Below are 22,105 nucleotides of genomic sequence, written 5' to 3' on the forward strand. Positions count from 1 at the left end.
CCGGTCAGCTCGCCCGGGACAGCCGCGCGAACGCCTCGTGGAAGCCCGGGAACGTCTTGCGGACGCAGCCGGGGTCGTCGTACGACAGGCCGGGGCAGTGCAGGCCCGTCACCGCGAAGGACATGACGATGCGGTGGTCGCCGAAGCTCCTGATCTCGGTGCCGGGTGCCGGTGCGCCGGGCCGGATCTCGATCCAGTCGGGACCGGTCGCCACGTCGATGCCGAGCCGCCGGAGGTTGTCCGCGCAGGCCTCGAGCCGGTCGCACTCCTTCACCCGGGTGTTGGCCACGTCCTCGATGCGGACCGGGCCGGAGGCGAACGGAGCGATCGCGGCCAGCGTGGGCATGGTGTCGGAGATGTCCCGCATGTTGACGGTGAGGCCGCGCAGAACTCCCGTACCGCGCACGGTCGTCCGGTCCGCCGCGGTCTCCACCTCGGCGCCCATCCGCCGCAGCACCTCCACGAAGCGCAGGTCGCCCTGGAGCGCGCCGGTGCCGAGGCCGGGCACGGTCACCTCACGGCCGGGCGTGACGGCGGCCGCGGCGAAGAAGTAGCTCGCGGTGGAGGCGTCCGGCTCCACCGCGTAGGTGGTGGCCCGGTAGCCACCGGCCGGGACGTCGTACACGTCGCCGTCCCGGACGACCTCCACGCCGAAGGCCCGCATCATCGCCAGCGTGATCTCCACGTAGGGCGCCGAGACCAGGTCGGTCACCCGGATCCTGAGGCCCTTCCGGGTCAGCGGGCCCAGCAGGAGCAGCGCGGTCAGGTACTGGGAGGACCGGCCGGCGTCCAGCGTCACCTCGCCGCCCTCGACACCGGCCGCCCGGACGGTGAGCGGATGGTGGCCCTCGGTCTCCTCGTGCCGCAGGTCGACGCCCAGGTCGCGCAGGGCCCGGGTGAGCGGGCCGAGCGGGCGGCGGCGCATCTGCGCGGAGGCGTCGAAGCGGAAGGCGCCCCGTCCGGTGGCGGCCAGGACCGGCAGGAAGCGGGCGGTGGTGGCGCCGTCCCGGCAGTGGACGTCGGCCTCGGCGACCGCCGGCCCCTGCGGGCGGCCGTCCACCTGCCAGGCGTCCGGGGTACGGCCGACCCGGTAGCCGAGCCGGGCGAGGCCCTCGGTGAAGCCCTCGGTGTCGTCGGAGCGCAGGGGGTGTACCAGCGTGCTGACGCCGTCGGCGGCGGCCGCGAGGAAGAGGGCGCGGGCGGTGATGGACTTGGAACCGGGGAGGGCGACTGCGGGCATGCCCGCATGATGGCCGTCCGTCCGCACTCCGGTCGACCATGTCCAGGGGACGGACGCGCCACCGTACCCGCACGCCCTGGTCCACTCCACCGGGTCGGGGAACCCGGCGCGCGCCGGGCCCGTCCAACGCGCAGGTGGCCGGACGAGTCCTACGTGCCGTGGTGTCGGCCCTCGCGACTGGCCGCGAACGCCGACCCACCCTCTCCGCCGCGGCACGGCCGGCAGCCCGCCGCCACCGGCGCGCCCCCCTCCCCTGCGCCGGTGGCGGCCCCTTGACGGTTACTGTGCATTCCCTTGACGGAAAGAAACTTCCTGGATATTGGTGATTCCTCGGAAGTTTCCTTCAGCGGTTCTCCTCTGGAAGGAGCGCACGTGCACCACACCAGCACGGGAAGCGACGACACCAGCACGAGAAGCACAGCACGCCCGGGAAACACCGCACGGCCGTCCAGACGCGCCGTCCTCGCCGCGACCGCGGGCCTGACCGCCGCGCTGACCGTACCGACGGCCGCCCGTGCCGCCGCACCCGGCGACGACCGCCGGCTGCGCGCCCTGATCTCCCGGATGACGCTTCAGGAGAAGGTCGGCCAGCTCTTCGTGATGCGGGTCTACGGCCACTCCGCCACCGCCCCCGACCAGGCCGACATCGACGCCAACCTCAAGGAGATCGGTGTCCGCACGGCCGCCGAGCTGATCGCGAAGTACCGGGTCGGCGGGATCATCTACTTCACCTGGGCGCACAACACCCGTGACCCGCGGCAGATCGCCGATCTCTCCGCCGGCATCCAGCAGGCCTCGCTGGAGCAGCCGCGCGGCCTGCCGGTGCTCATCGCCACCGACCAGGAGCACGGCGCGGTCTGCCGGGTCGGCAAGCCCGCCACCCTCTTCCCCGGCGCGATGGCCGTCGGCGCCGCGGGGTCCCGCGCGGACGCGCACACCCTCGGCCGGATCTCCGGCGCCGAGCTGCGCGCGATGGGCATCAACCAGGACTACTCCCCGGACGCCGACGTCAACGTCAACCCGGCCAACCCGGTCATCGGCGTACGGTCCTTCGGCGCCGACCCCGACGCGGTCGCCGCGCTGGTGGCCGCCGAGGTGAAGGGCTATCAGGCGTCCCGGGTCGCGGCGACCGCCAAGCACTTCCCGGGCCACGGCGACACCGCCACCGACAGCCACACCGGCTTCCCCGTCATCACCCACACCCGCGACCTGTGGGAGAAGCTGGACGCCGTGCCCTTCCGGGCCGCGATCGCCGCGGACATCGACTCCGTCATGACCGCGCACATCCAGTTCCCGGCCCTGGACGACTCCGGCGACCCGGCCACCCTCTCCCACCCGATCCTCACGGGCATCCTGCGCGGCGAACTCGGCTACGACGGGGTCGTGATCACCGACTCCCTCGGCATGGAGGGCGTCCGCACCAAGTACGGCGACGACCGGGTGCCGGTGCTCGCCCTGAAGGCCGGTGTGGACCAGCTGCTCAACCCGCCTTCCCTGGACGTGGCCTGGAACGCGGTGCTGAAGGCGGTCCAGGACGGCGAGCTGACGGAGTCGCGCCTCGACGAGTCGATCCTGCGCATCCTGCGGCTGAAGTCCCGGCTGGGCCTCTTCGACCCCTCGCGCGCCGGCCGCACGAGCGTCGAGCGGACGGTGGGCACCAAGGCGCACCTGGCCGCCGCCGACCGGATCGCCGAGCGGACCACGACCCTGCTGGTCAACGAGGACGGCGTCCTCCCCTTCTCCCCGCGCACCGGGCGCCGGGTGCTGGTCGTCGGCGCGGACCCGGCCTCCCCCTCCGGCACCACCGGCCCGCCCACCGGCGTGCTGGCCGCCGCCCTCACCGAGCTGGGCTTCACCGCCACGGCCCTGTCCACCGGCACCGCGCCCTCCGCCGCGACCATCGCCGCGGCGGTCACGGCCGCGCGGGACGCGGACGCGGCGGTCGTCGTGACGTACAACGTGACGGCGGGCAACGCCCAGCAGACGCTGGTGGACCAGCTGTCGGCCCTGGGCAAGCCGCTCGCGGCACTCGCGGTCCGCAACCCCTACGACGTGGCCCAGTACCCCTCCGTCAAAGCCTGCCTGGCGTCCTACGGCTGGACGGACGTCGAAGTGCGTGCCGCCGCACGGGTGATCGCCGGGCGCGTGGCGCCGCGCGGCAGGCTGCCGGTGCCGGTGCAACGGGCCGACGACCCCACGCAGGTGCTGTACCCGATCGGACACGGGCTGACGTACCAGCCGTACGCCACACACCGGGCGTAATACCGCCAACGGGCGGAAACCCGCCCCGCACGTCTGGCGTGGCCGCATCCTGACGGGTCACGCTGGACCGGGGTGTCAGGGGGGATGGCCATGCGTGGGAAAGGTGCCGCAGGAGTCGCGTGCCTGGTGTTCCTGCTGCCGGCCGCGCTGCTGACCGGCTGCCGGGGCCCGGCGGGCGCCCCCGTCGGCGACGCCCGCCCCACCCCGGCCGCGACCGGCCACGGTGCCGAGTTCCTCGCCGTCGGCGCGTGCAGCTCCTTCGGCAGGACCAGCTTCACCGAGGTGCCCTGCGCCGGCGAGCGGGCGGCGGCCCGGGTCGTCGCCCGCTACGACGGCGCCCTCGCCGACGGCCCCCTTTGCCCGGCGACCACCGACTTCGTGCTGCACATCAGCGCCCAGGCCGCGATCTCCCCGGGCTACGCCTGCATGCGCAACCTCGAGCCCCCGCACCCCGGCGACCCCGGCGGCGGAGGCGGCCCACGCACGATCCCCGGGGACTGCGTGTACACCTCCGGCGCGGGCCAGGTCCGCGAGACCGCGTGCGACGGCTCCGGCGCCCACCGCCCCCAGTTCCGGATCACCAGGGCGACGCCGGTGCGGGAGGACTGCCCGGCGTCGACGGCGCTGTACGTCCAACTGGGCGGCGCCGAGCCGGTGGGCTGCGCCCGGCGGGTGTAGGTTCCTACGGCCTCGAAGCGGGCTCGCGCTCGGCGTCCCGCACATCCAGCCTCGCGTCGAACCGGGCCAAGGGCCTCGCCCGGGCCACGTCCGTGGCCGAGACCCCGGCCCACTTGAGGATGCGAGCCGTGGCGAGGGACTTCTGGTCCGGTACCAGGCCCGCCACGTTCGCGCCGTGGTTCATGCCGGGCGCGGTGAAGACGTAGGAGTCACGGGCGCCCGCGCCGAGCCGGAAACGCTCCGCACCCCAGGGGTCGTTCTGGCCGTAGACGAACAGCATGTGCGTGGCGTGGTGGCGCACCCACGTGTCCACGTCCCGCATGGCCCAGGGCTGAAAGCGCATCGGGATGGAACGGGGCACGTAGTTGCGCGGCGCTTGGTAGCCGTAGCGGATCAACTTCCCCTCGATGTACGGGAAGTGGATGGTCGGCGCGCCCAGCTGGGTGCCCGCCTGGTAGTAGTACGGCGTGTACTGCGCGAGCCCCTGGTCGGTGTAGGCGGAGAACCCGGAGATGGTGTCGACCGAGTTCCAGATGTCCTCGTCGCTCGCCGTGGCCGCGTTCGCCGGGACGCTGTCGCAGTCCTTCAGCAGGCTGTACTGCCAGAATCCCCAGACGTAGTCGAGGACGACCGCCTCGTACGCCTTGTCGAGTCCGCCGATGGTGTCGAAGGTGTAGTGGTTGCCGGCGGCGTACTGTGCGTACCGCTGCTCCAGCGGCTCCCGACGCACCAGCGCCTCCCGCTGCACGGCGTTCAGCCGGTCCCGGCACTCCTTGGTGCCGACGCGGGTGAAGAAGCGGTCGTAGGCCGAGTCCTCGTCGTTGACGACGTCGTTGGGCGCGACGTACGCGACGACCCCGTCCATGTCCCTCGGGTAGAAGCGCTCGTAGTACGTCGCCGTCATGCCGCCCTTGGAGCCGCCGGTGGCGATCCAGTGGCCGCCGTAGATCGGCTCGAGGGCCTCGAACACACGGTGCTGGTCGCTCGCCGCCTGCCAGATGTCGAGCTTGGACCAGTCGGCCGGGGCGGGGCGGGACGGGGTGAAGAAGCGGTACTCCAGGGAGACCTGGTTGCCGTCCACGATCTGGGTGGGCTCGCGGCGCGAGGGGGTGGTGGAGACGTTGTAGCCGCTGGTGTAGAAGACGGTCGGGCGGCTGGTGTCCTTGTGCAGCACGGTGATCCGCTGCTGGAAGGTGCCACGGTCCGGGTGGCGGTGGTCGATCGGCTGGGTGTAGTTCAGGACGAAGTAGCGGTAGCCGGGGTACGGTTTCTCCTCGATCAGGCTCATGCCCGGTATGGCGAGCAGCCTGTCCTTGATGTCGGAGGGCTCGGACTGGGCGGCGGTGGCCGCGCCCGCCGTGCTCAGCGTGCCTATGAACACGGTGAGCGCCAGCAGCCATCTGAGCACCTTGCGCATGCGCACTCTCCCCTGTGAGACAGATGTGCGCCGGAAGCTATCGGAGCAACTGCTCTCACACCAGGGGTAGTTGTGCGTCAGAGGGGAGCCAGGGGCGCCTTGTCCGGCGTCAACCGGCCCACGGCGACGGGGGGTTTCCCCGCACGGCGTGCGGGAGGGTCCCTCATGCGGACTCGGTGGCCAGGTCCGGCGCCTCGGCGGTCCCGTCGGCCGGACCCGGCGCCCGGTCGCGCAGCTCCGGCGTCGTCGCGGCGACCGCCCCCACCGCCAGCAGACACAGCAGGCCGCCGCTGATCAGCGAAGCCGCTCCGCCGGACCAGCCGGCGACCAGACCGCCGCGTACATTGCCGAGGCTGGGGCCCGCCTGGCCGACGATCTGCTCGGCCGCCGTGACTCGGCCGAGCAGCGCGTCCGGGGTGTGGGTCTGCACGATCGTGGACCGGGAGACGACCGACGTGGCGTCCCCGGCGCCCGCGACGGCGAGCAGGGCCAGGCACAGCCAGGCGTTGGTCGTCAGCCCGAAGAGCACCAGCGCGGCACCCCAGACGGCCGCCGCGCCCAGCATCACCGGACCCGGCCGGCCGAGCCGGGTCACGGCACCCGACAGGGCGGTGGCCGTGACTCCGCCCACCGCCAGGGCCGACAGGAACAGTCCGAGCGTGCGCGGGTCACCACCGAACCGCTCGGCGTTGACCAGCGGGAACAGGCTCACCGGGAAGGACAGCACGGTCGCGGCGAGGTCGGTGATCAGCGCGCCCCGCACCGTCCGGTGCCCGGCCAGGAACCGCAACCCGTCCAGCACCCCGTGCAGGCCCCCCCGCGACGGCTCGCCGCGCGGCGGCAGCGCGGGCAGCCCGAAGGCGCCGTAGAAGGCGACGGCGAAGCTGAGGGCGTCCAGCAGATAGCAGGTGCCGATGCCGAGCCAGCCCAGCAGCGCACCGGCCAGCGCCGGGCCGAGGAGCATCATCGACTGGCCGGTGATCTGGTTCAGGGCCAGGCCCGCGGCCACCTGGTCCCGCGGCAGCAGACGCGGGACGAAGACCCCGGCCGCCGGAGCGCCGAGCGCGCCGAACGCCGCCTGCGCGGCGACCAGCGCGAGGACGGCCGGCACCGGGACATGCCCGGTGAAGCCCTGCACGGCCAGCAGCACGGAACAGACCGCCTGGCCCACGGTCGCCGCCAGGTAGATCCGCCGCCGGTCCGCCCGGTCCACCCAGGCGCCCGCGAACAGCCCGAACACCACGAGCGGCAGTGCCTGCGCGAGCCCGACCGCGCCGGTCCACGCCGTGCTGCGGGTCATGTCCCACACCTGGTACATGACCGTCACCATGGTCATGAACCCGCCGAGCGTGGACACGGTCCGCCCGACCAGCAGCCGGCGGAAGAGAGGGGAGGTGCGCAGGGGGCGTACGTCGATGAACGGCTGGATCACCGGGGGAGGCTAACCGGGCGCCTGCACTCCGGCCAGCGAATTGACCGGGCCGCGGTGACCTGCGAGACCAGCCACCACGGACCGGCACCCGGCAACGGCCCGCGGCCCCGGGCGCAGGGCCGCACATCCACCGCCCCTACGCCGCCTCATCCAGCAAGCGCAGCAGATGCTCCCGCCCCGCGGCCAACAATCCCGCAAGCGGCGCAGCAGACTCGTACCACCGCTTCTCGTACTCCCAGCACAACCACCCTTCCCACCCGTGCCGGCACAGCACGTCCACGCACTCGGTGAGCGGAAGCACCCCCGAGCCCAGCGGCAGCGGACCGGTGTCCTGCGCCGACGAGATGTCCTTGACCTGCACATACCCCAGATGCGGAGCGAGCGCCGCGTAGGTGTCGGCGGGCTGCTCACCACCCAGCCAGGTGTGCATGACGTCCCACAGGGCACCCACCTGCCGGTGTCCGACCGGCCCCAGCACCCGGATCACGTCGGCCCCGGTGCGATGCGAGTCGTGCGTCTCCAGCAGGATCCGCACCCCCAGCGCGGACGCGTCCTCCGCGGCGGTGCCGAGCCGCCGGGCGGCGACGGCGTCGGACTCCTCGCGCGGGAGGTCCGGGTCGGCGCCGGGGAAGACCCGGACGAAGGGCGCGCCCAGGTCGTGGGCGAGATGGAGCAGGTCACGGATCTCCGCCAGCACGGGCGCGTCGTCACCGGGCGCGGCGACGCGTGCGTACCCGGCGACGCCCAGCACCTCGACCCCGGCCTCCTTGAACCGGGCCGCGGTGGCGGCGCGTTCGGCGGCGGAGAGCCCGGGATGCACCGGCTCCTCCGGGTGGGCGCGCAGTTCGACACCGTGGTAGCCGTGCGCGGTCGCGAGCGCCAGGACCTCCGGGACGGGCAGGCCGGGGACACCGAGTGTGGAGAACGCCAGCTTCATGGCTCGGACCCTACTCGTCACTCGCCCGATCCGTGCAGATCCAGCCGCCAGTCCTGGCCGACGAGATCCTTGCCGAAGGAACGGTGCGGTTTCTCCGCGACGAGCACGAAGCCGTGCCGCTGGTAGATCCGGCGGGCGCTGCCCAGTACGTCGTTGGTCCACAGCACCAGCTCGCGGTAGCCGACCTCGCCCGCGAAGTCGATCACGGCTCCCACCAGGCGGTCACCGACGCCGTGCCCGCGCGCCTCGGGCTCGACGAGCAGCAGTCGCAGCCGCGCGGTGGCGGGCGCGTCGTCCCGTACGCACATCACGCAGCCCACCGGCCGCCGGTCCTGCTCGGCGATCCACACCCGCTCCAGATGCGGGTCGTGGTCCTCGGCGAAGTCGGCGACGATCCGGGCGACGAGCCCCTCGTAGTCGGCGTTCCAGCCGTACTCCGCCGCGTACAGGGCCGCGTTGCGCTGGACGATCCAGCCGAGGTCACCGGGCTGCGGCTCACGCAGGACGGCCTCGTCGGACCGGGGGCGCTCCGCGCCCAGGACGTCCTGGATGGTCCGCATGGCCTCCGCCAGCCGGGGCCGGTCGGCCGGGACCACGGTGTCGAGCATGGCCCCGACCGTGTCCCGGGCGCGCTCGTCCAGCATCCCGGCGGCCTCCCGCCCCCGTGCGGTCAGCCGCACCCGCCGCCGGCGCGGGTCGCTGCGAGAGGGCCCGCGCTCGATCAGCCCGGCGTCCTCGAACCTGTTCAGGATCCGGCTCAGATATCCGGCGTCGAGATCGAGCTGTGTGCGCAGATCGACCGCGTCCAGGTGCGGGACCTGGGCGAGTTCGTACAGCACACGGGATTCGGTGAGGGTGTACGGGGCGTAGAGGTGGCGGCCGTAGTCGAGGGCGCCGATGAGCCCGGTGTAGAAGCGGTTGAAGGCGCGGACGTCCTGGACGGTCATGATCGCCCCCGGATGCTTGACTCAGTCAGAGATGCGGCCTTTCCGAGCCTAGACCCGGCTCCCGCCGGCGTCCACGGTCCGGGCCCGTCGGCGCCTCAACTTCCTTTTCTGGTTTTTGCGTTCCCGTAGCGCCCTGCTTTTGACAAGCCCGCGATCTCATCGTAGCTTTAATAACAAACGTCACTTATGCCCGTTTTATCCGGGAGTGACGGCCCGCTGCAGAGCGCAGAGCGGCGGCGGACGAGCCCAGAGCTACGCGCAGGCTCTGGAGCCAACGCGGACGGCCCGTCGTGGCCGCCGACAATCCATCACACCCTCCGGAGAGGGGCATCATCATGCGCGCACACACCACCCGTATGAAGAGAGTGGCCATCGCGGTCTGCTCGGCACCCATCCTGGCCATTGCAGCCGGAGCCGGAGCGGCCCAGGCGGCTACCACCTCTGCTCCCGCGCACGTCGCCACGTACCACAACGGCGGCGGCGGCGGCTGGGGCTGGGGCGGCGGCGGCTGGGGCTGGGGCGGCGGCGGCTGGGGCGGCGGCTGGGGCTGGGGCTGGGGCTTCGGCCACGGCGGCGGCGGCTGGGGCTGGGGCCACGGCGGCGGCGGCTGGGGCTGGGGCTGGGGTGACTGGGGAGGCTGCTGAGCGTCAGCACTGACCGACACCCCCGACCAACCCAAGACTGACCGACACCCCCGACCAACCAAAGGTGGATCCGGGTGCCCGACCCCACGGGCACCCGGTTCCATGTGCCGGAAGCCGTGACAGAAGTGACGTACCGGTGTGGCCGTGACAATGGAGGTACCGGATGAGGATCGTCTGCGTAGGTGGAGGCCCGGCCGGGCTGTACTTCGCGATCTCCGCGAAGCTGCGGGACGCCGGTCACGAGATCACCGTGATCGAGCGCGACCCGCCGGAGGCGACGTACGGCTGGGGGGTCGTGTACTGGAACGATCTGCTGGACATCCTGCATCGCAACGACCCCGAGAGCGCGCGGGCGGTGAGCGCCGGTTCCGTGCTCTGGGAGGACCAGGAGATCCGCGTCCACGGCAGCGGGCACGACGGTACGGCGTACTTCGGCGGCTACGGCTACAGCATGGGCCGGGCGGCCCTGCTGGAGGTCCTGACCCGGCGTGCACGGTCGCTCGGCGTCGACGTCCGGCACGGGGAGAAGCTCGCCGACCCCGCCGACCTGCCCGAGGCCGACGTGATCGTGGCCGCGGACGGCGCGGGCAGCCGGATCCGGCAGAGCCGCGCCGAGCGCTTCGGCACCAAGGTGGAGACCGGCCGCAACCCCTACATCTGGCTCGGCACGGACCGGCAGTTCGGGAGCTTCGTGTTCGACTTCGAGGAGACCCCCGCGGGCTGGATCTGGTTCCACGCCTACCCGTCGGTCAAGGGCAGGGTCAGCACCTGCATCGTGGAGTGCTCTCCGCGGACCTGGCAGGGCCTCGGCCTCGACACGCTCGACCCCGAGGACGCCGTCCCCGTGCTGGAGAAGATCTTCTATCGCGCACTCGACGGCCGTTCCCTGATCAGCAGGTCACGCGGCGAACCGGCCAAGTGGCAGCGGTTCCAGCACATCAGCAACGAGACCTGGGTCGACGGCAACGTCGTCCTGGTCGGCGACGCCGCGCACACCACCCACTTCACGCTCGGGTCCGGCACCCGGCTCGCGATGATCGACGCGATCGTGCTCGCCCACAGCCTCTCCGAGTACCGGGATCCGCGAGTGGCACTGCGCGAGTACGACCAGCACCGCCGCGCCGAACTGCAACCCGTACAGGCCGGAGCGCGGTCCAGCATGGCCTGGTTCGAGCAGCTCGACGACTACCTGGACCGCGACCCGGTCTCCTTCGCCTACGCCATGTCGGTACGCCAAGGCCATCAGAGCCCCTGGAAGTACCAGGTCCATCTCGCCACCCAGATCCCCACCGTGCGCAGGGCCCGCCGGGCCTACGAGACGGGCAGGCGCTGGTACCGCGACCGGCGCAGGGGCGAGGCGCCGCTGCCGATGCTGGGACGGTCGGTTCCCGGCCGGCAGTGAACAGCCCGCGGGTCGGAACGTGCCGACGGCCGCTCAGGCGCGGGGCACCCCGGAGGATCCCCGCACCATCAACTCCCCCCGAACCGCCGCGACGGCGCCCGGCGGCGGCTCCTCCCGCCCCATGGCGATCCGCCCGGCCCGCGCTCCGGCCTCCGCGAGCGGCAACCGCACGGTCGTCAGCGCGGGCACCGCGTCCACGCTGAACGGCAGATCGTCGAACCCGGCCACCGACACGTCGTCCGGGATCCGCAGCCCGGAGTCCCGCAGCGCCGCGCACGCGCCCAGCGCGACGGAGTCGTTCGCGGCCACGATCGCCGTCAGGGAGGGGTCGCGGCGCAGCAGCTCCAGCGTGGCCTCGTACCCGGACCGGCGGTCGTAGCTTCCGTGCACCGTCCAGCCGGGGTCCTCCTCGACACCCGCCGCCTGAAGCGCCGCCCGGTGCCCCTCCAGCCGGTGCCGGGTGGTCGTACGTTCCTCGGGGCCCGCGATGTAGCCGAGGCGGCGGTGGCCCAGGCCGAGCAGGTGCTCGGTGAGCCGGCGTGCGCCGCCCCGGTTGTCGAAGGTGAGGGCGACGGCGTCGGCGTCGGGTGCCGGCGGCCGCCCGCACAGCACCACCCGCGTGCCGGCCTCGGTGAGCTTGCGCAGCTTCGCCGCGACCGCCGCGGCGTGCGGCGCGTCCTCCACAGCCCCGCCGGTCAGCACCACGGCCGCCGCCCGCTGCCGCTGCAGCAGGGTCAGGTAGGTCAGCTCACGCTCCGGGGAGCCGCCCGTGTTGCAGACCACCGCGAGCCGCTCACCGCCGGCCCGGCCGCCCCCCGTGCCCCCGATCTCGGCCTGGATCGCGCTCGCCATGATCCCGAAGAACGGGTCGGCGATGTCGTTGACGAGGATGCCGACCAGGTCGGAGGTGGCCGCGGCGAGGGCGCTCGCCGGGCCGTTGAGGACGTAGTCCAGCTCGTCCACCGCCCGCAGCACCCGATCGCGCGTGGAGGCGGCCACCGGGTAGTTGCCGTTCAGCACGCGCGACACCGTCGCGGGTGAGACCTGGGCGCGGGCCGCCACATCCGCCAGGGTCACCGTCATCTCGTCGTCCTCCGGTCGCGCATCGTGTCGTACGCCCTCGTAGACAGCCAGTTCATGCCGCTGGTTCCGAGAAACTGTCGAGCAGACCTTAAAGCCATGCACCCGAGTTGTTCGCCCCCTCGAACAACTCGAAGGGGACACGGTCTTGTACGGAACAGGGTCCAGAGGCTAGCTTCGCAGCATAGAAAGCGCTTGCTGCGCGCGCGTTGTGAGGGTGGACAGAGAGGAACGACGTGACACGCAAGACGGTGCGTATCGCCATGAACGGCGTGACCGGGCGCATGGGCTACCGCCAGCACCTCGTCCGGTCGATCCTCGCCCTGCGCGACCAGGGTGGCCTCGACCTCGGCGACGGCACCGTGCTGTGGCCGGAGCCGATCCTGCTCGGCCGGCGCGCGTACGCCCTCGAGGAGATCGCCGAACGGCACGGCCTGGAGCACTTCTCGACCGACGTGGACGCGGTGCTCACCGATCCGTCCGTCGACCTCTACTTCGACTCGCAGGTCACCTCCGCCCGTGAGGAGGCCCTCAAGAAGGCGATCGCCGCCGGTAAGCACGTCTACACCGAGAAGCCCACCGCCACCGGCCTGGACGGTGCCCTCGAGCTGGCCCGCCTGGCCGAGGAGAAGGGCATCAAGCACGGCGTGGTCCAGGACAAGATCTTCCTGCCGGGGCTGCTCAAGCTGAAGCGGCTGATCGACGGCGGCTTCTTCGGCCGCGTCCTGTCCGTGCGGGGCGAGTTCGGCTACTGGGTGTTCGAGGGCGACTGGCAGGCCGCCCAGCGGCCCTCCTGGAACTACCGCGCCGAGGACGGCGGCGGCATCGTCGTCGACATGTTCCCGCACTGGGAATACGTCCTGCGCGAGCTGTTCGGCCGGGTGACGTCCGTCCAGGCCCTCGCCACCACCCACATCCCGCAACGCCGGGACGAACAGGGCAAGCCCTACGACGCGACGGCGGACGACGCGGCGTACGGCGTCTTCGAGCTGGAGGGCGGCGCGATCGCCCAGATCAACTCCTCCTGGGCGGTGCGGGTCAACCGCGACGAACTGGTGGAGTTCCAGGTCGACGGCACCGAGGGTTCGGCCGTGGCGGGACTGAGGAAGTGCCGGGCGCAGCACAGGTCGGCCACCCCCAAGCCGGTCTGGAACCCCGACGTGCCCGCCACCGAGGTCTTCCGTGACCAGTGGCAGGAAGTCCCGGACAACGGGGACTTCGACAACGGCTTCAAGGCCCAGTGGGAGCTGTTCCTCAGGCACGTCTACGCCGACGCGCCGTACCACTGGGACCTGCTGGCCGGCGCCCGCGGCGTCCAGCTGGCCGAACTGGCCCTCAGGTCCTCCGCCGAGGGCCGCCGCATCGACGTACCGGAGATCGGCCTGTGACCATCCAACTGCCGGACGCGGAGGGTGGGTTGCGCACGTACGAGCCGCGCACCGAACCGCTGGCCGTGTCTCCCGGCACCCCCTTCGCCTCCCGTACGGTGTTCTCGGCGGCACACGTCGTGGCCGACCCGTACGCGGATGTGTCCCCCGACTCGCCCGCCGCCGTCGACTGGGACGCCACCCTCGCCTTCCGCCGCCACCTGTGGTCCCACGGACTCGGCGTCGCCGAGGCGATGGACACCGCCCAGCGCGGCATGGGCCTGGACTGGGCGGGCGCGGCCGAGCTGATCCGCCGTAGCGCGGCGGAAGCCCGGAGCATGGGCGGCCGGATCGCCTGCGGCGTGGGCACCGACCAGATCACGAACGGCTCCGTCGCGGAGATCCGCGCGGCCTACGAGGAACAGCTCGCGGTGGTGGAGGAGTCGGGTGCCCAGCCGATCCTCATGGCGTCGCGCGCCTTGGCCGCTGCCGCCTCCGGGCCCGAGGACTACCTGGAGACCTACGGCCGTCTCCTGCGCCAGTCCGCCGAGCCGGTGATCCTGCACTGGCTGGGCCCGATGTTCGACCCGGCGCTGGAGGGCTACTGGGGCTCGGCCGGCCTCGACGCGGCGACGGAGACGTTCCTGGAGGTCATCGCCGCCCATCCCGACAAGGTGGACGGCGTCAAGGTGTCGTTGCTGGACGCGCGGCGGGAGATCGAGCTGCGCCGCCGGCTGCCGCGCGGGGTCCGCTGCTACACCGGCGACGACTTCCACTACCCCGAGCTGATCGCGGGCGACGACCAGGGCTTCAGCCACGCCCTGCTCGGTATCTTCGACCCGCTGGGCCCGCTGGCGGCCGCGGCGGTACGGGTCCTGGACACGGGCGACACGGCAGGCTTCCGGAGCCTGCTGGACCCCACGGTCGAGCTGTCCCGACACCTCTTCCAGGCCCCGACCCGCTTCTACAAGACGGGCGTGGTCCTCCTGGCCTGGCTCGCGGGCCACCAGTCGCACTTCACCATGGTCGGCGGCCTGCAGTCGGCCCGCTCCCTCCCGCACCTGGCCCGCGCCTACGAACTGGCCGACGGCCTCGGCCTGTTCCCCGACCCGAAGCTCGCGGAGGAACGGATGAAGAACCTGCTCTCGCTGTACGGGGTGAGTCAGTGACCGACCTGACGCGCTTCAGCATCAACCAGATGACGGTGAAACAGCTGTCGATGCCCGAACTGGCGGAGGCGTGCCGGGGGTTGGGCGTCACCCAGGTGGGCCTGTGGCGGGAGCCGGTCCAGGAGTACGGCGTGGAGGCCACGGCGGAACTGGTCCGCGACGCGGGCCTGACGGTGACGACCCTGTGCCGGGGCGGCTTCTTCACGGCGATCGACGCGGAGGAGCGGGCGGCGGCGCTGGCGGACAACCGGCGCGCGATCGACGAGGCGGCCACCCTCGGCACCGACACCCTGGTCCTGGTCTCCGGCGGCCTCCCGCCCGGCAGCAGGGACCTGCGGGCGGCCCGCGAGCGCGTCGCCGACGCCCTGGCCGAACTGGCGCCGTACGCCGAGGACCACGGTGTCCGCCTGGCCATCGAGCCCCTGCACCCCGTGTACGCCGCCGACCGCTGTGTGGTCTCGACCCTGGCCCAGGCCCTGGACCTCGCCGAACGCTTCCCGGCTCACCAAGTGGGTGTCACGGTGGACACGTACCACGTCTGGTGGGACGACCAGGCCCCCGCACAGATCGCCCGGGCGGGCGCGGGCGGCCGTATCCACACCTTCCAGCTCGCCGACTGGATCACGCCGTTGCCCGAGGGCGTCCTCAACGGCCGGGGCCAGATCGGGGACGGGGCGGTCGACATGCGGGAGTGGCGGGGGTATGTGGAGGCGGCCGGCTACACGGGACCGATCGAGGTCGAACTCTTCAACGAGGAGCTGTGGGCCCGCGACGGCCGGGAGGTGCTGGCGGAGACGGTGGAGCGGTTCCTCGCGCACGCCGCCGGATGACGGCGCCGCACCAGGGCGATGCACGTCGGCCTGGCACCGGGGCGGCGAACCTGACCGCTTGAGCGTGGTGAGTGCGGGTGGCCGGCGATCTCCGCACCCCACCGAACAGCACCGCGTACAGGTGACTGTGCCCGCACCCCCATAGCCGGTGTCCGCGAGGGGATCCGCCGAGGTCGGCACCGCCGACAGGTCGTGGAACAGGCCGGCGACGGCCCTGTCGCGCACCGCCCCGATCAGGCCGTCTGCCGCCGAACAGGGAGTGCACGGCCGTCGTCGACGTACCGGCGGCGGCCCCGACGGCAGTCGGTGCTGCGGCGCCGCGTGGGCGGCCCCCGAGTCACGGCCGTAGGGCTGCACAAGATCGCGGACATGGCCGAGGCAGGGCGATTGCGGCATGCGCGCTGCCCTGCGCGGCTGGGCGACCCCGCGGCGTTCCGCGACCTTCGGGGCTGGCGCGCTCGCGGGTGTCGGACGGGAGAAAAATCTTGAGAACGCGTGCAACCCTTCCCGGGATCCGGGTGTCGTACCTGTCATCAGAACCCGGGAGGGGACCCGGGGGGGATTCACGGGGTTCTGATACGGAGGGGAAAGCCGAGGGGGCGGCCCCGGTCGACGGACCGGGGCCGCCCCCTCGAAACGTCCCGGACGGTGCCTAGAAGAACACCCCGCACCGCAGCAGCACATTCGCGTACGGCCGTGCCTCACCCGTGCGGACGACCAGCCGCGCGCCCGCCGACAGCTCCTTGAGGCGCTCGTGCGGGACCAGGGACAGCCCGGGGAAGTGCCCCTCGAGCAGGGCGCGGTTGCGGCCCCGCAGCTCCTTCGCCGCCGTGGCGCCCTCCACCACCAGCTCGGCCAGCAAGCCGTCCACGACCTCCGCGAACGACGGCACCCCGGCGCGGAACGCCAGGTCCACCACGCGCGGCCCGTCCGGGATCGGCATGCCCGCATCGCACACCAGCACCCCGTCCCCGTGCCCCAACTCGGCCAGGGCGCCGGAGAGATGGCGGTTGAGGATCCCCGCCTTCTTCATACGGCGTCGACCTCCTCCGCCGTCGGGTACGAATCCTGCGCACCCCGCCGGGTCACGGCCGCGGCGCCGACCCGGGCCGCGTAGGCCGCCGCCTCCGGCAGGTCCGCGCCCGTGCCCAGCCTCCAGGCGAGGGCGGCCGTGAACGCGTCGCCCGCGCCGGTGGTGTCCACCGCCTCCACCTGCACCGAGGCCACCCGTGTCACCCCCGAGTCGTCGCACACCAGCGCCCCCTCCGCGCCCAGCGTCACCACCACCGAGCGCGGGCCCTTGGCCAGCAGCAGCCGCGCCCAGTCCACCGGATCCTCGCTCACACAGGCCTCGCCGAGGATCACCCGCGCCTCGTGCTCGTTGACGATCAGCGGATCGCAGGCCGCGAGCACCTCCGTGGGCAGCGGCCGCGGCGGGGACGGGTTCAGCACGAAGCGGTTGCCCGGGGCCAGGTTCCGTACGACCTCCACGACCGTCTCCAGCGGGATCTCCAGCTGCGCCGACACCACCCGCGAGGCGAGGAAGAGGCTCGCCGCCGTACGGATGTCCGCCGGGAGGAGCCGGGCGTTGGCGCCGGGCGACACCACGATGCTGTTGTCCCCGGAGGGGTCCACGGTGATCAGCGCCACGCCCGTCGGCGCCCCGCCCACCAGCACACCGACCGTGTCGACGCCGGCCGCGTGCAGGGAGTCGAGGAGCAGCCGGCCGTAGGCGTCGTCACCCACCCGGGCCAGCAGGGCCGTACCCGCGCCCAGGCGGGCCGCGGCGACCGCCTGGTTGGCGCCCTTGCCACCGGGGTGGACGGCGAGGTCGCCGCCCAGCACCGTCTCGCCGGCGGCCGGCCGCCGCTCGACGTCGATCACCAGGTCGGCGTTGGCCGAACCCACGACCAACAGGTCGTAGTCGTACATCAGTTGACTCCCCTGAGAGATGCCCCCGGGCGGACGGCCGTCCCTCCATGGTGACCCATGCCGGTGCCCCACGGTGTACGACCGCCCGCCCGCGTCGTCGGTTGTCAGCCGCTGAATCCGGCCACGTTGTCCTTCGTGACCACCTTCACCGGTACCTTCACCGTCGGTTCCACCTTCTTGCCCTGGACCGCCCGGAGCGCGTTGTCCACGGCGATCCTCCCCAACTGCGTCGGCTGCTGGGCGACCGACGCGTACAGCGTGCCGTTCTTCACCGCGGTGAGCCCGTCCGGGGTGCCGTCGAAGCCGACGACCTGCACGGACCTGCCGGCCTTGGAGCCCAGCGCCTTGATCGCGCCGAGCGCCATCTCGTCGTTGGCGGCGATGACGCCCTGCACGTCGGGGTGGGCCTGGAGCAGGTTCGACATCACGTCGAGGCCCTTGGTGCGGTCGAAGTCGGCCGGCTGCTGGGCCACCACCTGGATGCCGGGGTAGGCCTTCAGACCCTGCGCGAAGCCCTGCGCCCGCTCCCGGGCCGCCGAGGTGCCCGCCTGGCCCTGCAGGATCACGATCCTGCCCTTGCCGCCGAGCTTCCCGGCGATCGTCTTGGCGGCCAGCTCACCGCCCGCCACGTTGTCGGAGGCCACCAGGGCGTCCAGGTCGGCCTTGTTGACGCCCCGGTCGACGGCGATCACCGGGATCTTCGCCTTGTCGGCGGCCTTCACCGAGTTGCTCGCCGCGTCCGAGTCCACCGGGTTGACGATGATCGCGCCCAGCCTGGAGCTGGTGAAGTTCTGCAGCTGGTTGGCCTGCTGGGAGGCGTCGTTCTGGGCGTCGGTGACGGTCAGGTCCACGCCCAGCTTCTTCGCCTCGGCCTGGGCACCGGCCCGGATCTGCACGAAGAAGGGGTTGTTGAGGGTGGACAGCGACAGTCCCATCTTCGGGGTCGTCGAGGACGACGAGCCGCCGTGCAGGAACGAGGTCGCGCCGACGACCGCCACGGTCACCACGGCCGCGAGCGCGTACGTCGCCGCCTGCTTGCCCTTGGGCCCGCCCGCGCCCGCCGCCACCGGAGTCGCCCCCGCCTTGCGCCGCACGGTGTCCAGCAGCACCGCCAGCGCGATGACGACACCGATCACGACCTGCTGCCAGAAGGCGGACACGTTCAGCAGGTTGAGGCCGTTCCTCAGCACCGCCAGGATCAGTGCGCCGATCAGCGTGCCGGAGGCCTTGCCGGTGCCGCCCGCGAGCGAGGCGCCGCCGATGACGACCGCGGCGATCGCGTCCAGCTCGTAGCCGTCGGCGGCCTGCGGCTGTGCCGAGGACAGGCGGGAGGCCAGCACGATGCCCGCGACGGCCGCGAACACACCGGACAGGACGTAGATCGCGAGCTTCTGCCTGTGCACCCGCAGACCGGACAGCCGCGACGCCTCCTCGTTGCCGCCGATCGCGTACATGGAACGGCCGATGTACGTCCGCCCCAGCACGAGCGCCGCGATCAGCCCCATGACGACCATGACCAGCACCGGCACCGGCAGCCAGCCGCCGAGCGTGTCACCGAGGTGCGAGACGGAGTCGGGGAAGGCGATCGGGGAGCCCTGCGAGATCACCAGGGCCAGACCACGGCCCACCGACAGCATGGCCAGCGTCGCGATGAACGGCGGCAGCTTGCCGTAGGCGATGAGGAAGCCGTTCACCAGACCGGCCACGACACCCGTGGCGAGGCCCAGGAGCACCGCTAGCGGCACCGGCATCCCGTGCTGCGTGGCGCTCCACGCCAGCACGGTCGCCGACAGCGCGGCCACGGAACCGACCGACAGGTCGATGCCCGCCGAGACGATCACAAAGGTCGCACCGAAGGCGAGGACGGCCGTCACGGCGGCCTGGACACCGATGTTGAGCAGGTTGTCCGTCGTCAGGAAGTCCCCGGACAGCGCCGACAGCGCGATGACGAGGACGATCAGCGCGGTGAGCGCGCCGTTGTCCAGGAGCAGCCGGCGCAGGCCGCCGCCCGGGGCGCCACTCGCGCCCGCCCGGCTCTTGAGCGTGTCAGTGGCCACGGCTGGCCTCCTTCTCGGTGTCCTTCTCAGCGGTGGGGTGGGAGACGGCGAGCGCCATGACGGCGTCCTGGGTGGCCTCGGCGGCCGGGAGCTCGCCGGCGATCCGGCCCTGGGCCATGACCAGCACCCGGTCGCTCATGCCGAGCACCTCGGGCAGATCGCTGGAGATCATGAGCACGGCGGCCCCGGCAGCGGTCAGCTGGTTGATCAACTGATAGATCTCGACCTTCGCGCCGACGTCGATCCCACGCGTCGGTTCGTCGAGGATCAGCACCTTGGTGTCGGCCAGCAGCCACTTGCCGATGACGACCTTCTGCTGGTTGCCGCCGGACAGGGTCCGCACGTGCTGCCCGAGCCCCGCCATCCGCACGCCCAGCTGCCCGGCGATCCGCTCGGCGGCGACGTGCTGCGCCTTGCGGTCGACCAGCCCTGCCCGGGTGGCGGCCCGCATGGTCACGAGCCCGAGGTTCTCCTCGACGGAGGCGTCCAGCACGAGCCCCTGCCCCTTGCGGTCCTCCGGTACGAGCCCGATCCCGGCCGCCATCGCGGCGTTCACGTCATGCCGCTTCAGCTCGCTCCCGGAGACCCGCACGACCCCGCCGTCGTACGGATCGGCCCCGAACACGGCCCGTACGACCTCGGTACGGCCGGCACCGACGAGCCCGGCGATCCCGACGACCTCCCCGGCGTGCACCTCGAAGCTCACGTCGTGGAAGACCGAGTCCCGCGTGAGCCCCTCGACGCTGAGCAACGCGGACCCCTTCTCGGGCCGTTGCCGCGGATACTGCTGCTCGATGGACCGCCCGACCATGAGCCGTACGAGCTCGTCCTCGGGCGTGGAGGCGGGAACCTGGCCGACACTGCGCCCGTCCCGGATCACGGTGACCCGGTCTCCCAGGGCGGCGATCTCCTCCAGGTGGTGCGTGATGAAGACGATCCCCACGCCGTCCTCCCGCAGGGAGCGCACGATGCCGAACAGCTTCTCCACCTCCTCCGAGGTGAGCACCGCGGTCGGCTCGTCCATGACCAGCACGCGCGCGTCCAGGCTGAGCGCCTTGGCGATCTCGACCATCTGGAGCCGGGCGATGCCGAGTTCACGTACACGCGCGCGTGGGGACACGTTCACGCCCACGCGCGCGAGGAGCGCTTCGGCGTCGGCCTCCATCCGCCCGCGGTCGATCAGCCCGAAGCGGCGCGGCTGCCGCCCGAGGAAGATGTTCTCGGCGACGGTCAGATCGGGCACCAGGTTGAACTCCTGGTAGATGGTGGCGATCCCGAGCCGCTCGGCGTCCTGGGCACCGTGGATGCGCACCTCCCGACCGCCGACGTGGATCCGCCCGGCGTCGGGCGTGTAGGCACCGGAGAGCATCTTGATGAGCGTGCTCTTGCCGGCGCCGTTCTCACCGAGCAGCACATGGACCTCGCCCCGGCGCAGATCGAAGTCGACGCCGTCGAGCGCGACCACGCCGGGGAAGGTCTTGCGTATGCCCTCGATGCGCAGCAACTCGTCCGGGTTGCTCACGACGTGCTCCTTTGCACTGGGGAGGGGGACTGCCCTGGAGAGGGGGCGGGCGGCTCACCGCACGAGCGGCGCACGACGAGCCGGGCGGGCAGGGTGACGGACTGCGGAGTACGGCCCTCGATGCGGTCGACCAGGGCCCGTACGGCGGCGCGCCCCAGCTCACCGGTCGGCTGGGCGATCGCGGTCACGGGCGGATCGGTGTGCACGAACCAGGGGATGTCGTCGAACGCGGCCAGCGCGATGTCGTCCGGAACGCGCAGCCCACGCGCGCGTACGGCGTCCAGGGCGCCGAGCGCCATGAGGTTGTCGGCCGCGAAGACGACCTGTGGCGGCTCGGGCAGATCGAGGAACTTCTCGGTGACCCGCCGCCCGCTCTCCGCCTGGAAGTCGCCCTGGCCTGTGTAGGCGTCCGGCAGCGCGAGCCCGTGCTCGCCCAGAGCCGCCCTGAAGGCCTGGACGCGCTCGCTGCCGGTGGTGGTGGCGGCGGGCCCGGCGATGATCGCGAGCCGTCGGTGCCCGAGCCGGCACAGGTGGGTGACGAGATCCCGGATGGCCGTCTGCCCGTCGGCCCGTACGACGGGCACGTCGACCCCCGGGATCCAGCGGTCCACGAACACCATCGGGGTCCCGGCGCGGGCGGCCTCCAGCATCAGCGGTGAGCCACCGTCGGTGGGCGAGACGAGAAGCCCGTCGATCCGCCGGTCGAGCAGGTTCCGCACATGGTGGTCCTGCAGATCGGGCCGCTCGTCGGCGTTGCCGATGATCACGCTGTAGCCGAGCGCACGGGCCTCTTCCTCGACGGAACGGGCCAGCTCGGTGAAGTACGGGTTGAGTACGTCGCTGATGACGAGCCCGAGGGTGTGGGTCTGGTCGGTGCGCAGGGACCGGGCGACGGCATTGGGCCGGTACCCCAGTGCCTCGACGGCCGCCAGCACCCGTGTCCGCGCGTCTGCGCTGACCGAGGGGTGCGCGTTCAGGACGCGCGAGACCGTGGCGACGGAGACCCCGGCCGCGGCGGCGACGTCCTTGATGCTGGCCATCGGCGGGCCCACCTCCTCGTGAGTTCGTGGATGGATCGTGGAAACGATTACATCCGTGCCGTAGGAAGGATTGGAATCGATTACACGGAGGGAGGCAAGAGGTTGAAGGTTGTCCGAAACCTAATCGTGACCGGGAGGCGGGCGGGACC

Annotated in this window: 18 protein-coding genes and 1 pseudogene; 7 read left to right on the top strand and 12 right to left on the bottom strand. The window is 72.3% G+C overall.

Annotation, left to right across the window (positions count from 1 at the left end; genetic code table 11):
- Nucleotides 1-4: 4 nt before the first annotated feature.
- Entirely contained in the window at nucleotides 5-1,240 is a 1,236-nt protein-coding gene (aroA, locus tag AB0L59_RS01245) for a 3-phosphoshikimate 1-carboxyvinyltransferase (RefSeq protein WP_365577940.1), read from the bottom strand.
- Between the two features lie 372 nt (nucleotides 1,241-1,612).
- Here aroA and AB0L59_RS01250 point away from each other — a divergent pair, with 372 nt between their 5' ends.
- Together AB0L59_RS01250 and AB0L59_RS01255 are read left to right on the top strand one after the other, a co-directional pair.
- The gene (locus tag AB0L59_RS01250; protein ID WP_365577942.1) at nucleotides 1,613-3,502 is read left to right on the top strand and encodes a glycoside hydrolase family 3 protein; all 1,890 of its coding nucleotides are present in this window, start codon (nucleotides 1,613-1,615) and stop codon (nucleotides 3,500-3,502) included.
- A gap of 90 nt (nucleotides 3,503-3,592) precedes the next feature.
- On the top strand, nucleotides 3,593-4,180 hold the full coding sequence (locus AB0L59_RS01255; protein ID WP_365577944.1) for a hypothetical protein: 588 nt from the start codon (nucleotides 3,593-3,595) through the stop codon (nucleotides 4,178-4,180).
- Between the two features lie 4 nt (nucleotides 4,181-4,184).
- Here AB0L59_RS01255 and AB0L59_RS01260 read toward each other — a convergent pair whose 3' ends face one another.
- The 4 genes from AB0L59_RS01260 to AB0L59_RS01275 form a co-directional block, all read right to left on the bottom strand.
- Nucleotides 4,185-5,597 carry a S28 family serine protease gene (locus tag AB0L59_RS01260; protein WP_365577946.1) on the bottom strand — a complete coding sequence of 471 codons (1,413 nt, stop codon included), beginning with the start codon at nucleotides 5,595-5,597 and terminating at the stop codon, nucleotides 4,185-4,187.
- 163 nt (nucleotides 5,598-5,760) lie between these two features.
- On the bottom strand, nucleotides 5,761-7,029 hold the full coding sequence (locus tag AB0L59_RS01265) for an MFS transporter (RefSeq protein WP_365577948.1): 1,269 nt from the start codon (nucleotides 7,027-7,029) through the stop codon (nucleotides 5,761-5,763).
- 136 nt (nucleotides 7,030-7,165) lie between these two features.
- Nucleotides 7,166-7,966 carry a sugar phosphate isomerase/epimerase family protein gene (locus tag AB0L59_RS01270; protein WP_365577950.1) on the bottom strand — a complete coding sequence of 267 codons (801 nt, stop codon included), beginning with the start codon at nucleotides 7,964-7,966 and terminating at the stop codon, nucleotides 7,166-7,168.
- A gap of 17 nt (nucleotides 7,967-7,983) precedes the next feature.
- A complete protein-coding gene (locus AB0L59_RS01275; RefSeq protein WP_365577952.1) occupies nucleotides 7,984-8,913 on the bottom strand; it encodes a GNAT family N-acetyltransferase in 930 nt (309 codons plus the stop codon).
- Between the two features lie 335 nt (nucleotides 8,914-9,248).
- On the opposite strand from AB0L59_RS01275, the gene AB0L59_RS01280 reads away from it, so the two are divergent.
- Nucleotides 9,249-9,557 carry a hypothetical protein gene (locus AB0L59_RS01280; protein ID WP_365577954.1) on the top strand — a complete coding sequence of 103 codons (309 nt, stop codon included), beginning with the start codon at nucleotides 9,249-9,251 and terminating at the stop codon, nucleotides 9,555-9,557.
- A gap of 163 nt (nucleotides 9,558-9,720) precedes the next feature.
- Nucleotides 9,721-10,959, top strand: a complete 1,239-nt coding sequence (locus AB0L59_RS01285; protein ID WP_365577956.1) for an FAD-dependent monooxygenase — start codon at nucleotides 9,721-9,723, stop codon at nucleotides 10,957-10,959.
- A gap of 33 nt (nucleotides 10,960-10,992) precedes the next feature.
- On the opposite strand, the gene AB0L59_RS01290 is transcribed toward AB0L59_RS01285, so the two are convergent.
- Nucleotides 10,993-12,042, bottom strand: coding sequence for a LacI family DNA-binding transcriptional regulator (locus AB0L59_RS01290; protein WP_365577958.1), 1,050 nt, complete (start codon nucleotides 12,040-12,042; stop codon nucleotides 10,993-10,995).
- A gap of 233 nt (nucleotides 12,043-12,275) precedes the next feature.
- On the opposite strand from AB0L59_RS01290, the gene AB0L59_RS01295 reads away from it, so the two are divergent.
- Genes AB0L59_RS01295 through AB0L59_RS01305 form a run of 3 tightly spaced genes read left to right on the top strand, consistent with a single transcriptional unit; the run spans nucleotide 12,276 to nucleotide 15,405 of the window.
- Nucleotides 12,276-13,427, top strand: a complete 1,152-nt coding sequence (locus AB0L59_RS01295; protein WP_365577960.1) for a Gfo/Idh/MocA family oxidoreductase — start codon at nucleotides 12,276-12,278, stop codon at nucleotides 13,425-13,427.
- On the top strand, nucleotides 13,424-14,575 hold the full coding sequence (locus AB0L59_RS01300) for a dihydrodipicolinate synthase family protein (RefSeq protein WP_365577962.1): 1,152 nt from the start codon (nucleotides 13,424-13,426) through the stop codon (nucleotides 14,573-14,575). Before AB0L59_RS01295 ends, AB0L59_RS01300 begins: the two co-directional genes overlap by 4 nt.
- Nucleotides 14,572-15,405 carry a sugar phosphate isomerase/epimerase family protein gene (locus AB0L59_RS01305; protein ID WP_365577964.1) on the top strand — a complete coding sequence of 278 codons (834 nt, stop codon included), beginning with the start codon at nucleotides 14,572-14,574 and terminating at the stop codon, nucleotides 15,403-15,405. The genes AB0L59_RS01300 and AB0L59_RS01305 overlap by 4 nt, the downstream gene beginning before the upstream one ends.
- Before the next feature lie 91 nt (nucleotides 15,406-15,496).
- On the opposite strand, the pseudogene AB0L59_RS01310 reads toward AB0L59_RS01305, so the two are convergent.
- The 6 genes and pseudogenes from AB0L59_RS01310 to AB0L59_RS01335 all read right to left on the bottom strand — a co-directional run.
- Nucleotides 15,497-15,706, bottom strand: a pseudogene (locus AB0L59_RS01310) (TetR/AcrR family transcriptional regulator); the annotation flags it as partial.
- Nucleotides 15,707-16,057: 351 nt separating this feature from the next.
- Entirely contained in the window at nucleotides 16,058-16,438 is a 381-nt protein-coding gene (rbsD, locus tag AB0L59_RS01315; protein WP_365577966.1) for a D-ribose pyranase, read from the bottom strand.
- The gene (locus tag AB0L59_RS01320; RefSeq protein WP_365577968.1) at nucleotides 16,435-17,337 is read right to left on the bottom strand and encodes a ribokinase; all 903 of its coding nucleotides are present in this window, start codon (nucleotides 17,335-17,337) and stop codon (nucleotides 16,435-16,437) included. The genes rbsD and AB0L59_RS01320 overlap by 4 nt, the downstream gene beginning before the upstream one ends.
- Before the next feature lie 104 nt (nucleotides 17,338-17,441).
- Nucleotides 17,442-19,394 (bottom strand): substrate-binding domain-containing protein, encoded by a 1,953-nt coding sequence (locus tag AB0L59_RS01325; RefSeq protein WP_365577970.1) that lies wholly within the window; start codon nucleotides 19,392-19,394, stop codon nucleotides 17,442-17,444.
- Nucleotides 19,384-20,916: a sugar ABC transporter ATP-binding protein gene (locus AB0L59_RS01330; RefSeq protein WP_365577972.1), complete on the bottom strand. Its 1,533-nt coding sequence runs from the start codon at nucleotides 20,914-20,916 to the stop codon at nucleotides 19,384-19,386. Before AB0L59_RS01330 ends, AB0L59_RS01325 begins: the two co-directional genes overlap by 11 nt.
- The gene (locus tag AB0L59_RS01335; RefSeq protein WP_365577974.1) at nucleotides 20,913-21,956 is read right to left on the bottom strand and encodes a LacI family DNA-binding transcriptional regulator; all 1,044 of its coding nucleotides are present in this window, start codon (nucleotides 21,954-21,956) and stop codon (nucleotides 20,913-20,915) included. Before AB0L59_RS01335 ends, AB0L59_RS01330 begins: the two co-directional genes overlap by 4 nt.
- Between the last annotated feature and the right edge of the window lie 149 nt (nucleotides 21,957-22,105).

It is taken from the genome of Streptomyces sp. NPDC052109 (assembly GCF_040680195.1).
Classification (GTDB): domain Bacteria; phylum Actinomycetota; class Actinomycetes; order Streptomycetales; family Streptomycetaceae; genus Streptomyces.